Below are 12,546 nucleotides of genomic sequence, written 5' to 3'. Positions count from 1 at the left end.
TCCTCGTTTTCCTGACCCTGGCGCTGGTCCTGACCGGGTGTGGCAACCGCAGCATCGGCAACAAGATCGACGACCAGTTCCTCGAGCCCAAGGTCCTCTCACGGATCCTCAACGCCCACCCGGACCTGGCCGCCCCCACCTCGCGGGTGGTGGTCACGGCCTACAACGGCGTCATCCTGCTCGCCGGCCAGACGCCGCGCACCGAGCTGCGTGACCAGGCCGAGCAGGCCGCCCGCCTGGTAGTCGGGGTCAAGAAGGTGCACAACGAGCTGACGGTCCAGCAGCCGGCATCGGCGCTGGCCCGCAGCAACGACTCCCTGCTGACCACCCGCATCAAGACCAGCATGCTGGTGGCCAACAACCTGTCCAGCAGCCATATCAAGGTGATCACCGAGAATGGCATCGTCTATCTGATGGGTATCGTCAATCGGGAACAGGCCAATCGGGCCACCGAGGTCGCGCAGAACGTCTCCGGCGTACAGCGCATCGTGAGGCTGTTCCAGTACACCGACTGAGCGTCTGGCTCACCCCATAAGAAAAGGGCGCCTCTGGCGCCCTTTTCATCTTCTACACAGTTCACTTCACCACTTTCAGGCTGGGTCGTCCGCCGGGACGCGGGGTTTCCGGCGGCGGCAAATCGTCGTCCTCTTCGGCCACTTCGCCGAGCGCTTCCGGGGCTTCCAGCTCGAACACCATGCCCTGGCCGTTCTCGCGAGCATAGATGGCGAGTACCGAGCCGATGGGCAGGTAGAGGCTGTGGGCCACACCACCGAAGCGACTCTCGAAGCTGATGCCCTCGTTGTCCATGTGCAGATGACGCACCGCGCCGGGCGACGCGTTGAGGACGATCTGCCCGTCCTGGGCGTAACCGGCGGGCACCCGCACCTGGGGATATTCGGCGTCCACCAGTAGATGCGGGGTGCAGTCGTTGTCCACGATCCATTCGTAGAGGGCGCGCAGCAGATAAGGACGGCTGGATTTCATGCGAAATGGCTCCTGGCGAAATCAGCGCATGTCGCGCTCTTGGGAGGAAAGGCTGGCCTGGAACGCGGGACGCGCGAAAGACCGCTCCATGTAGTCAAGCAGGGGTTTCGCCGCGCGCGACAATTCCACGCCCAGCAGCGGCAGGCGCCAGAGCACCGGCAGCAGGCAGCAGTCCGCCAGCGTGGCCTCGTCGCTCAGGAAGAACGGCTTGCCGGCGAATACCGGCGCGCTATCGGTCAGACTCTCACCCAGCGTCTGGCGCGCCCGCTCCCGGACTTCACCATCCTGACGCGGATCGAGAATCGTATCCGCCTTGGCGCACCAGTCGCGCTGGATACGATGCATCAGCAGACGGACATTGGCCCGCGCCAGGGGATAGGTGGGCAGCAGCGCCGGATGGGGGTAGCGCTCCTCGAGGTATTCGAGCAGCACCGTCGGTTCGAACAGCGCCAGATCGCGGTCCACCAGCGTGGGAACCTCGCCGTAGGGGTTGGCCTCCAGCAGTTCAGCGGGCCGGACGCCGGCGGGAACATCGATGATCTGAGCGGCGACGCTCTTCTCGGCCAGCACCAGGCGAACCCGATGACTGTAATGATCGGCGGGATCGGAAAAGCAGGCCAGACGATTGACGGCCATGGCGCCCCTCCTGAAATTGAAATTCGATAAACGGAAAAAAGCGCGCGCGCCCTGGGGCGCGCGCGCTTTCGATCAGATCAGCGAGTGATCAGTGGACGTCCTTCCAGTACTCACGCTTGAGCAGGTAGGCCACCACGAAGAAGAACACCAAGAACAGCAGCACGTAGGTGCCGATGCGCTGGCTTTCCAGCTTGACCGGGTTGGCCGAGTAGGCCAGGAAGGTCACCAGGTTCTTCACGGTCTCGTCGAACTCGGCCTCGGTCTGCTTGGCAGTGCCGGGGACGATGGTCAACTGATCGCAGGCTTCTTCGGTGACCGGGGTGCCGGTCAGCGGATCGAAGACCTTCTTGCCGTTCTCCACCACCTGCACCTGCTTGCAGCCAATCACTTGGCGGCCCTGCAGATCGGACAGCACGTTGGGCATGCCCACGTTCGGGAAGACCACGTTGTTGGCGCCCAGCGGACGCTTGGGATCTTCATAGAAGGTGCGCAGGTAGGTGTACAGCCAGTCGGTGCCACGCACGCGTGCCACCAGGGTCAGATCCGGCGGAGCGGCGCCGAACCAGACCTTGGCGTCAGCCGGCTGCATGCCGATCTTCATGTGTTCGCCGATCTTGGCGCCGGAGAACACGACGTTGTCCATCATCACGTCAGCTGGAATGCCCAGGTCGTTGGCGACGCGCTCGTAGCGCTGGAACTTGGCGCTATGGCAGCCCATGCAGTAGTTGGTGAAGGTTTTCAGACCGTCCTGCAGCGCCGCCTTGTCGGTCAGATCGATATCGACCTTGTCCAGCGGAGCCTCCGTGCCTGCCGCCATGGCAGTCAGCGGCAGTACGGAAAACATCAGTGCAGCGAAGAGCTTTTTCATCAGCCAGTCACCCTTTCCGGAACGGGTTTGGTCTTCTCCATGCGCGTGTAGAACGGCATCAGGAGGAAGTAGGCGAAATACAGCACGGTGCAGATTCGCGCCAGCAGGGTGCGGCCGTCGGTCGGAGAGAGCACGCCCAGCACGCCCAGGATCACGAAGCTGACACAGAACACCACCAGCCAGATCTTGCTCAGCCAGCCCTTGTAGCGCATGGACTTGACCGGGCTACGGTCCAGCCACGGCAGCACGAACAGCACGGCAATGGCTGCACCCATGGCAATCACGCCCATCAGCTTGTCCGGAACGGCGCGCAGGATGGCGTAGAAGGGGGTGAAGTACCAGACCGGAGCAATGTGTGCCGGGGTCTTCAGCGGGTTGGCCTCTTCGAAGTTGGGCTTCTCGAGGAAGTAGCCGCCCATTTCCGGGAAGAAGAACACCACGGCGCAGAACACGAACAGGAAGACCACCACGCCGACGATGTCCTTGACGGTGTAGTAGGGATGGAACGGGATGCCATCCAGCGGAACGCCATTCTCGTCCTTGGTCTTCTTGATATCGACGCCGTCCGGGTTGTTGGAACCCACTTCGTGCAGCGCCAGGATGTGCAGCACGACCAGGCCCAGCAGGACGATCGGCAGCGCGATCACGTGCAGCGCGAAAAAGCGGTTCAGGGTGATGCCGGAGATCAGGTAGTCACCGCGGATCCACTCGGTCAGATCGGCACCGATCACCGGGATGGCACCGAACAGCGAGATGATCACCTGGGCGCCCCAGTAGGACATCTGGCCCCAGGGCAGCAGGTAGCCCATGAAGGCTTCGGCCATCAGCGCCAGGTAGATCAGCATGCCGAAGATCCACACCAGCTCACGCGGCTTCTGGTAGGAACCGTAGAGCAGGCCGCGGAACATGTGCAGGTACACCACCACGAAGAACGCCGAAGCGCCGGTGGAGTGCAGGTAGCGCAGGATCCAACCGTACTCCACGTCGCGCATGATGTACTCGACGGAGGCGAAGGCCTCTTCGGCGCTCGGGGTGAAGCTCATGGTCAGCCAGACGCCGGTCAGGATTTGGTTGACCAGCACCAGCAGCGCCAGGGAGCCGAAGAAATAGAAGAAGTTGAAGTTCTTCGGGGCGTAGTACTTGGACAGATGGTCTTCCCACATCTTGGTGGCGGGGAAGCGGGCATCGACCCATTCCATGAATTTGCTCATCAGGCGTTCTCCTGGTCCACACCGATGACGATGACGTCATCCGACTCGTACGAATGCGGCGGCACCGGCAGGTTCAAGGGAGCGGGCTGCGACTTGTAGACGCGACCGGCCAGGTCGTACTTGGAACCGTGGCACGGGCAAAAATAGCCACCCATCCAATCGGCGCCCAGGTCGGCCGGGGCCACTTCGGGACGGAACGACGGAGCGCAACCCAGGTGGGTGCACAGGCCGACCACGACCAGAATCTCCGGCTTGATGGCGCGGTGCTTCGGGTCCACATAGGTCGGCTGTTCGGACGCCTGCGAAGCCGGGTCGGCCACGGTGCCTTCCAGACCTGTCAGGTTGTTCAGGGTTTCCTCGGTGCGGCGCAGGATAAACACGGGCTGGCCACGCCATTCGGCTACCATCTGCTGACCCGGCTCGATCTTGCCGATATTTACCTTCACCGGTGCACCAGCGGCCTTGGCCTTAGCGCTCGGGAACCACGATCCCACGAACGGGACCGCCGCCCCCACCGCTCCAGCCGCACCCACCACAGAGGTGGCTGCGACGAGGAAGCGACGCCGGCCAGCATTCACGCCGTCATTGCTCATTCAGTCGTCTCCCATCAGCTTTGCGACCCGGTTCGGCCGGGTCTTGAAGTAAATTTTCAAGGACGAGCCCGAAAAATTTGCTGAATGTTAAAGAAAAGCCCCCTTGCTGGCAAGGTAACAGCCCGGGCAAAACCCTTGAGCCACGCGGCTTTCCGGGCTGTGGCACGTTGTCGCACGCGTGTTTTTGCCGCATAAAAAAACGCCCGATCCATCCGGACCGGGCGTTTTCTGAAGCGGTAACCGAAGTTAGCGCTTGGAGTACTGCGGACGCTTGCGCGCCTTGCGCAGACCGACCTTCTTACGCTCGACTTCGCGGGCATCGCGAGTCACGTAACCGGCCTTGCGCAGTGCGCTGCGCAGGGTCTCGTCGTAGGAGATCAGCGCACGGGTGATGCCGTGGCGGATGGCGCCGGCCTGACCGGTTACACCACCACCCAGGACGGTGACGTAGACGTCGAACTTCTCGGCGTTGGCAGTCAGCTCCAGCGGCTGGCGAACCACCATGCGGGCGGTTTCACGGCCGAAGAAGTTTTCCAGGGTGCGGTTGTTGATGGTGATCTTGCCAGTACCCGGACGCAGGAAGACGCGAGCGGTAGCAGTCTTGCGACGGCCAGTGCCGTAATTTTGAGTCGCCGACATAATGAGCTATTCCCGTTAAAACTTCAGTTCTTGAGGCTGCTGAGCAGCGTGCGGGTGCACGGAACCCTTGTAGACCTTCAGCTTGCGATACATGTCGCGACCCAGCGGGTTCTTCGGCAGCATGCCCTTGACCGCGGTCTCGATCACACGCTCGGGAGCCTTGGCGATCAGCTTCTCGAAACTGATTTCCTTGATACCGCCCGGGAAACCGGAGTGCGAGTAGTACATCTTGTCGGTGGTCTTGGCACCAGTGACACGGACCTGCTCGGCATTGATCACGACGATGTAGTCGCCGGTGTCAACGTGCGGAGTGTATTCCGGCTTGTGCTTGCCACGCAGGCGGCTAGCGATCTCGGTGGCCAGACGACCCAGGGTCTGACCGGCAGCGTCGACGACGTACCAGTCGCGCTTTACGGTTTCCGGTTTAGCAGAAAAAGTTTTCATTCTTTATAAGCCTCAGGGGCCGCCCTGAAAATAAGACGGCGAATCTTACTGAATAGTACGTACCCTGGCAAGGCCAGGGCCGGGCCGCGGCAGACGCTATCGGGGGCTCGGGTCTTCGCGTCCGCTAGGGCAGAACAAGGAATCGCGCGGCGGGCTAGGCATCCCCACCTATTTCCCGAGGAGCTAGGCGGTCCCCGCGGGAAAGTCGCGGGATTATGCCCAAGACTCGGAAAATTGCAACTAGCGCATCCCGGGAGCGCGCCGCGACGCCAACCGATCGGCCAGGCGGGTGGGCTCCGGCAACCGGTAGCGCGTCACGTAGCGCAGCACCAGATCCGGCGCACTTTGCAGGCTGACCCGATGCCCGGGCGAGACGACCAGCGGTCGCACGCCATCCTTGCTGCGTACCAGCCAGCCGACCTGCTCCGCGCCATCCAGCAGCTCGCTTCGCGCGCCGCGCCCCTTATCCGGCGTCTCGCCACGCCCAACCAGCAGGGTCTTGGCCACGCCGATGCTCGGCAGGTCCGTTACCACACCGAGGTGGGCCGCGATACCCAGTCGGCGCGGATGCGCAATGCCCTGTCCGTCGACGAACAGCAGATCGGGGCGCTGCGGCAAGTCGTTCAGCGCCTGCAGCAGCGCCGGCAGCTCACGAAAGGACAGCAGCCCCGGGATGTACGGCATGCTGGTGGGCCGCCGCACCACCACATCGGCCAGCACAGCACCGCTGTCGGCATCCATCAGCACCGCCACCGCCCGGGTGATACCGCCCCGCTCCTCGAAACCGACATCCAGTCCGGCGATCAGGCGCAGGGGTGCGGGAAACTCGTCCCGCAGCCGCACCTGCGCCGCCAGCTCCGCCTGGAGGCGCCGCGCCCCGGCGATGGTGCCGTCCCAGCCGGGAAAGCACTGCGGATCGACGGCATAGCGAGCGATCATGGATGACCTCCACTCAGAGCGAGCGCGCGATGATCTCCTTCATGATCTCGTTGGTGCCCGCATAGATGCGCTGCACGCGGGCATCCGCCCAGGCGCGGGCCACCGGATACTCCCACATGTAGCCGTAGCCGCCGTGCAGCTGTACGCATTCGTCCAGCACGCGGCACTGCAGTTCGGTGGCCCAGTACTTCAGCATGGCCGCCGTGGGCACATCCAGCTTGCCCTGCAGGTGCAGCTCCAGGCAGCAGTCGGTGAATACCCGACCCACCTGGATTTCCGTCGCCATCTCGGCCAGCTTGAAGCGGGTGTTCTGGAAGTCCGCCACCGCCTTGCCGAACGCCTTGCGCTCGCGGGTGTAGTCGAGCGTCCAGCGCAACGCTGCCTCGGCCGAGGCCAGCGCGCCGACGCCGACGCTCAGGCGCTCCTGCGGCAGCTCCTGCATCAGATACGCGAAACCCATGCCCGGCTGACCCAGCAGGTTCTCCTTGGGCACCCGCACATCCTGGAAGAACAGCTCCGAGGTGTCCTGGGCCTTCATGCCGACCTTTTCCAGGCGGCGACCGCGACTGAAGCCGGGCGTGTCGCTTTCCACCAGGAACAGGCTGGTGCCCCGTGCGCCGGCCTGTGGATCGGTCTTGGCCACCACGATGATCAGGTCGGCCAGCCAGCCATTGGTGATGAAGGTCTTGGAACCATTGAGCACATACTCATCGCCGTCCAGCACCGCACTGGTGCGCACGCCCTGCAGATCGGAACCGGCGCCCGGCTCGGTCATGGCGATGGCACTGATCAGCTCGCCATTCACCATGCGCGGCAAGTAGCGGCGCTTCTGAGCCTCCGAGCCGTAATGCAGCAGATAGGGCGCAGCGATGTCCGAGTGCAGCGAGAAGCCGATGCCGCTCAGGCCGAGCCGGGCAACCTCCTCGATCACCACCGCGCTATAGAGGAAGTCGGCGCTCATGCCGCCGTAGGCTTCCGGGATGTGCGAACACAGCAGACCCGCTTCCCCGGCCTTGTTCCACAGGGCGCGATCCACATGCCCATCCTTCTCCCATTGCGCATGGAAAGGTACGGCGTGCTGCTCGAGAAATTTCTGCACACTGCCACGGAACAGTTCATGGTCAGCACTGAACAGGGTTCTTGGAATCATTGTTATCACCTGATAGCCATGCATTGGGTTCCCAGACTCTAGGCCAGTCGCGTCTGGCTTCAAACTGGACAGTTGCGCCAAAAAAGCCGACGATCCCGCCACTCCCTGGCTAATTCACCTTACAAAAATAATGAACGCGCCAACCTCCATGCTACGTCGGGTCAGCATCCTGGCTTGTGACGGCGTGCTGGCTTCCACACTGATGCAAGCCTGCGACCTGTTCCACATGGCCAGCCTGCGCCTGGGCAAGCGCCAGGGCTTGGGCACCACCCCGAGCTTCCAGACACGCCTGGTCAGCGCCGACGGCCAGCCGGTACGCAGCTTCAGCGGCGTACACATTCCGGTCGAAGGCGGCCTCGAGGCGGCCGACATCCTGGTCTTGCCGGCCTTCTGGGGCGACTTCGACCTCCTGCGCGAGCAGCATCCCCAGGTGCTCGACTGGCTGAAGGACAGCCACGCCGCCGGCAGCACACTGTGCGGCGAAGCCAGCGGGGTATTCTGGATCGCCCAGGCCGGTCTGCTGGACGGCAAGGAAGCCACCACCTACTGGCGCTTCTTCGACGAGTTCACCCAGCGCTTTCCCCGGGTACAGCTCAACCGTGACAAGCACCTGACCGATGCCGACCGACTGTACTGCGCCAGCAGCAGCACCTCGGCGTGCGACCTGTACCTGTACCTGATCGAACGTTTCTGCGGCCTGGACATCGCCCAGACGGTGGCGCGCGACGTGCTGCATGAGGTGCAACGCAGCTACACCCCGGGACGCATCGGCTTCGGCGGCCAGAAGCTGCACCGCGACATGGCCATCCTGCAGATCCAGCACTGGCTGGAGGAGCACTACACCGAGAAGTTCCGCCTCGAGGACGTCGCCGGCCGCCACGGCATGAGCATTCGCAACTTCATGCGGCGCTTCCAGGCTGCCACCGGCGACAAGCCGCTGCACTATCTGCAGCGCCTGCGCATCGAGACCGCCAAGAATCTGCTCAGCGCCTCGCGCAAGAGCATCAAGACCATCAGCTACGAAGTGGGTTACGACGACGCCAGTTTCTTCGCCCGCCTGTTTCGCCAGCACACAGGGCTGTCACCGAACCAGTATCGCCAGCACGCCACACCCCGGGACACACCGGCGTGAGGGGCGCCCGATTCGCGGCACACAGAACCTAGGATGGGCAAGCGGGCGAACCGGCCCTGACTATGCTGGCTGACCTACACCATAAACAGGGTCTATTCGCCATGCGTATTCTGTTCGTCCTGCTCGCCGCCATGCTCAGCTTCGGCGCGCAGGCCAACCCCGACTGGAAAGCCTTCCCCCACGACCAAAGCACCTTCGACTACAGCGAGGACAAGCTGCGCCAGGCCTGGCCGCGGCTCACCCTCGGCTTCGGCGACTATCCGTTCCCGGATGCCGACTGGGTACGCCGCATGGCGGCGGAACACCCCGAGGCGCTGCAGGGCACCGCCGGGGGCACGTTCGAGCCCGAGGATGCGCAAATGTACGCCACCGAACTGCAGGAAGTCTGGCGCCTGCTGTTCCGTGGCGACTTCGCCGAAGCCAAGGCGCGCGGCATGGCCCTGGGTGTTGGCGGCCAGGTACCGGCCATGTATGCCCAGGTGATCTACGCCATGTTCCTGGCCGACAGCCAAGAGGAAAAGCACCGCCTGCTCGAGGAAGTGATCGAATACAACGAACAGGCCGGCGAGCTGGTCAAGGCCGATTCGGTGGCCATGTTCGGGGGCGTGTATGCCAAGGCCCGTCTCGGCGAGGAGCTGTCCGTTCCGGTGGTGCTCAAGCGCGGCTACACCTCGCAGATCCCCGACCAGCTCGATGAACTGCTCAAGCAACACCCCAAACATCCCTACGCGCTGGCCCTGTATGGCGGCTATCACGCCGGGGTGATCCGCAAGGTGGGCAAGCTGGTCGGCCGCATGACCTACGGGGTCAGCCCGGCCAAGATGGAGCACTACTTCCAGCGCTCCTTCCAGCAAGCCGACAGCCTGCCCATCGGCCACTACGAATATGCCAACGCGCTGAACTACGTGTACGGGAAGAAGGAGCGCTCCAAGGCGCTGGAGCACCTGCAGCGGGCCGTTGCCCTGCCGCCGGCCAATGCCATGGAAGCCTTGGAAGTCGCCCACGCGCAGAAGCTGCTGAGCGCCGAGCAGGTCGCCCGCCAGTAAGCGCCCTCATGAACGACAAAGGCCCGCCGTCTGGCGGGCCTTTGTCGTTGGGCCTCGAGTCAGATCAACGCCCGAGCGCGCAGCAGCGCCAGCACCTGCCGCACACACTCCTCCACCGAATGGGCCTGGGTGTTGACCACCAGATCGGCATCCAGCGGCACATCGTAGGGGAAGGACTCACCGGGGATGTTCTCCTCGCCGGCGGCGTACAGCCCCTGCGGATCCCGCTCGCGGCAGACCAGCGGCGACGCCTGCACGTACACGGTGATCAGCCGCTCGGCGCCGATGAGCGCCCGCGCCTGTTCCCGCCCTTCCGCGCTCGGCGCCACGAAGGCCGCCAGGGTCAGCAAACCGGCTTCATTGAACTGGCGCGCCACCAGTGCGGCGCGACGCCAGTTCTCCGTGCGACCGGCGCGGTCCTGCGGCAGGCCCTTGTTGATATCGTGGCGCAGATTCTGCCCGTCCAGCACGAATACCGCGCGCCCCATGTTGAACAGCGTGCGCTCCAGGGCGTAGGCCAGGGTGCTCTTGCCGGCACCGGACAGGCCGCTGAACAGCACGGTGGCCGGTTGCTGACCGAAACGCTCGGCCCGCTCCTCGCGGCTGACATGCCCGCCCACGGCCTGGTGACCATGGGTGGCTGCCGGCGCGAGGATCATGCCGGCGCCGACGGTGACGTTGCTCAGCCGGTCGATGACGATGAACGCACCGGTGGTGCGGTTTTCGGCATAGCCATCCAGGGCGATCGGTGCGTCCAGGCTGACATTGACGCGGGCGATGCCGTTCAGCGACAGGCTGCTGGCCGGCATCTTTTCCAGGCTATTGACGTCGACCTGATGGACGATCGAGGGGATCGTCCCCGGCACGTAGCTGGTGGCGCGCTTGAAATCGTACTTGCGCCCCGGCTGCATGGGCTCCTCGCCCAGCCAGACCAGCATGGCCTCGAAGCTGTCGCTGACCTGCGGACGGTTGTCGGCATGCACCAGCATGTCGCCGCGCGACACGTCGATCTCGTCTTCCAGGGTCAGCGTGATGGCCTGGCCGGGGCCGGCCTGCTCCAGCTCGCCCTCGAAGGTGACGATCGACCTGATGCGGCTTGCCTTGCCCGACGGCAGCGCCACGATCTCGTCGCCCTTGCGCACCACGCCCGAGGCCAGGGTGCCGGCAAAGCCCCGGAAGTTCAGGTTCGGCCGGTTCACGTACTGCACCGGGAAGCGCAGGTCGTCGAGGTTGCGGTCGGCGGCGATTTCCACGGTCTCGAGGATTTCCATCAGCGGCTGGCCCGTGTACCAGGGCGCGCGCTCGGAACGGTTGACCACGTTGTCGCCCTTGAGCGCCGACATAGGCACGAAGTGCAGCGAGCTGGCCTGGCGATCCAGGCCGATGCGCTCGGCGAAATCCAGGTAGTCGGCGCGGATGCGCTCGAACACGCCCTGGTCGAAATCCATGAGGTCCATCTTGTTGATGGCCACCACGATGTGGCGGATCCCCAGCAACGAGGCGATGTAGCTGTGACGGCGCGTCTGGGTCTGCACGCCGTAACGGGCATCCACCAGGATGATGGCCAGGTCGCAGGTCGAGGCACCGGTGGCCATGTTGCGGGTGTACTGCTCGTGCCCGGGCGTGTCGGCGATGATGAACTTACGCTTGGCGGTGCTGAAGTAGCGGTACGCCACGTCGATGGTGATGCCCTGCTCGCGCTCGGCCTGCAGGCCGTCCACCAGCAGCGCCAGGTCGACGTCGTCACCGGTGGTGCCGACCTTCTTGGAGTCGCGGGTGATGGCTTCCAGATGGTCCTCGTAGATCATCTTGGAGTCGTGCAGCAGGCGGCCGATCAGCGTGCTCTTGCCATCGTCCACGTTGCCGCAGGTGAGGAAGCGCAGCAGTTCCTTGCGTTCGTGCTGGGCCAGGTAGGCGAGGATGTCCTCGCTGATCAGTTCGGATTGATGCGACATGATGCGTAGTCCTCAGAAATAGCCCTGGCGTTTCTTTTCTTCCATCGAGCCCGCCTGATCGTGGTCGATCACTCGACCCTGGCGCTCGGAGGTACGCGTCAACAGCATTTCCTGGATGATCTCCGGCAGCGTGGTGGCGGTCGATTCCACCGCGCCGGTGAGCGGGTAGCAGCCCAGGGTGCGGAAACGCACCATCTTCTTCTGGATGCTCGCCTTCTGCTCGGGGGTCAGGTACTGGAGGATGCGCTCGTCGTCGATCATGATCAGCGCACCGTTCATCTCGATCACCTCGCGCTCCGCCGCGTAATACAGCGGCACGATCGGAATGCCTTCCAGGTAGATGTATTGCCAGATGTCCAGCTCGGTCCAGTTGGACAGCGGGAAGACGCGGATCGACTCGCCCTTCTTCACCTTGCCGTTGTAGATGTTCCACAGCTCGGGGCGCTGGTTCTTCGGGTCCCAGCGGTGCTTGCTGTCGCGGAAGGAGCACACGCGCTCCTTGGCACGGGACTTCTCCTCGTCGCGGCGCGCACCACCGAAGGCGGCGTCGAAGCCGTACTTGTCGAGCGCCTGCTTCAGGCCCTCGGTCTTCATCACGTCGGTGTGCTTGGCGCTGCCGTGGGTGAAGGGATTGATGCCCTGGGCGATGCCATCCGGGTTGGCGTGGGTGATCAGCTCCAGACCCATTTCCTCGACCATGCGATCGCGGAAGCGGTACATCTCCTGGAACTTCCACTGGGTATCCACGTGCATGACCGGGAATGGCAGCTTGCCGGGATAGAAGGCCTTGCGGGCCAGATGCAGCATGACGGCCGAGTCCTTGCCGATCGAATACAGCATCACGGGGTTGTCGAACTCGGCGGCCACTTCACGAATGATGTGGATGCTTTCCGCTTCCAGCTGTTTCAGGTGCGTCAGTTTCTCGACCATGACTACTCACACGTGCGGG

Annotated in this window: 14 protein-coding genes; 3 read left to right on the top strand and 11 right to left on the bottom strand. The window is 63.8% G+C overall.

Annotated features, from left to right (window positions below; genetic code table 11):
- Positions 1-11: 11 nt before the first annotated feature.
- The gene (locus VL129_RS08825) at positions 12-515 is read left to right on the top strand and encodes a BON domain-containing protein (RefSeq protein ID WP_325412177.1); all 504 of its coding nucleotides are present in this window, start codon (positions 12-14) and stop codon (positions 513-515) included.
- Positions 516-576: 61 nt separating this feature from the next.
- On the opposite strand, the gene VL129_RS08820 is transcribed toward VL129_RS08825, so the two are convergent.
- From VL129_RS08820 to VL129_RS08780, 9 genes are all read right to left on the bottom strand, one after another.
- Positions 577-984: a ClpXP protease specificity-enhancing factor gene (locus VL129_RS08820; protein ID WP_325412167.1), complete on the bottom strand. Its 408-nt coding sequence runs from the start codon at positions 982-984 to the stop codon at positions 577-579.
- A gap of 21 nt (positions 985-1,005) precedes the next feature.
- Complete coding sequence (locus tag VL129_RS08815) at positions 1,006-1,620, bottom strand: glutathione S-transferase N-terminal domain-containing protein (protein WP_325412165.1); 615 nt, start codon at positions 1,618-1,620, stop codon at positions 1,006-1,008.
- Between the two features lie 88 nt (positions 1,621-1,708).
- On the bottom strand, positions 1,709-2,488 hold the full coding sequence (locus VL129_RS08810; RefSeq protein ID WP_325412163.1) for a cytochrome c1: 780 nt from the start codon (positions 2,486-2,488) through the stop codon (positions 1,709-1,711).
- Entirely contained in the window at positions 2,488-3,699 is a 1,212-nt protein-coding gene (locus VL129_RS08805; RefSeq protein ID WP_325412161.1) for a cytochrome b, read from the bottom strand. The genes VL129_RS08810 and VL129_RS08805 overlap by 1 nt, the downstream gene beginning before the upstream one ends.
- Positions 3,699-4,292 (bottom strand): ubiquinol-cytochrome c reductase iron-sulfur subunit, encoded by a 594-nt coding sequence (petA, locus tag VL129_RS08800; protein ID WP_325412159.1) that lies wholly within the window; start codon positions 4,290-4,292, stop codon positions 3,699-3,701. The genes VL129_RS08805 and petA overlap by 1 nt, the downstream gene beginning before the upstream one ends.
- A gap of 246 nt (positions 4,293-4,538) precedes the next feature.
- Complete coding sequence (gene rpsI, locus VL129_RS08795; RefSeq protein WP_325412157.1) at positions 4,539-4,931, bottom strand: 30S ribosomal protein S9; 393 nt, start codon at positions 4,929-4,931, stop codon at positions 4,539-4,541.
- Positions 4,932-4,946: 15 nt separating this feature from the next.
- A complete protein-coding gene (rplM, locus tag VL129_RS08790; protein WP_325412155.1) occupies positions 4,947-5,375 on the bottom strand; it encodes a 50S ribosomal protein L13 in 429 nt (142 codons plus the stop codon).
- A 240-nt stretch (positions 5,376-5,615) separates the two neighbouring features.
- Complete coding sequence (nfi, locus tag VL129_RS08785; protein ID WP_325412153.1) at positions 5,616-6,314, bottom strand: deoxyribonuclease V; 699 nt, start codon at positions 6,312-6,314, stop codon at positions 5,616-5,618.
- Between the two features lie 13 nt (positions 6,315-6,327).
- On the bottom strand, positions 6,328-7,473 hold the full coding sequence (locus VL129_RS08780; protein ID WP_325412175.1) for an acyl-CoA dehydrogenase family protein: 1,146 nt from the start codon (positions 7,471-7,473) through the stop codon (positions 6,328-6,330).
- A 121-nt stretch (positions 7,474-7,594) separates the two neighbouring features.
- Between VL129_RS08780 and VL129_RS08775 the strand changes: the two genes are divergently transcribed.
- Positions 7,595-8,596 carry a GlxA family transcriptional regulator gene (locus tag VL129_RS08775; RefSeq protein ID WP_414705178.1) on the top strand — a complete coding sequence of 334 codons (1,002 nt, stop codon included), beginning with the start codon at positions 7,595-7,597 and terminating at the stop codon, positions 8,594-8,596.
- 101 nt (positions 8,597-8,697) lie between these two features.
- Entirely contained in the window at positions 8,698-9,642 is a 945-nt protein-coding gene (locus VL129_RS08770) for a hypothetical protein (RefSeq protein WP_325412152.1), read from the top strand.
- Positions 9,643-9,701: 59 nt separating this feature from the next.
- Here the strand turns inward: VL129_RS08770 and cysN are convergent, their stop codons facing one another.
- A complete protein-coding gene (gene cysN, locus VL129_RS08765; protein ID WP_325412150.1) occupies positions 9,702-11,597 on the bottom strand; it encodes a sulfate adenylyltransferase subunit CysN in 1,896 nt (631 codons plus the stop codon).
- A gap of 12 nt (positions 11,598-11,609) precedes the next feature.
- A complete protein-coding gene (gene cysD, locus VL129_RS08760; protein WP_325412148.1) occupies positions 11,610-12,527 on the bottom strand; it encodes a sulfate adenylyltransferase subunit CysD in 918 nt (305 codons plus the stop codon).
- Positions 12,528-12,546: the final 19 nt, after the last annotated feature.

This window comes from Pseudomonas sp. (assembly GCF_035497915.1).
GTDB lineage: Bacteria > Pseudomonadota > Gammaproteobacteria > Pseudomonadales > Pseudomonadaceae > Serpens.
This window is presented reverse-complemented; position numbering and strand designations above follow the sequence as displayed.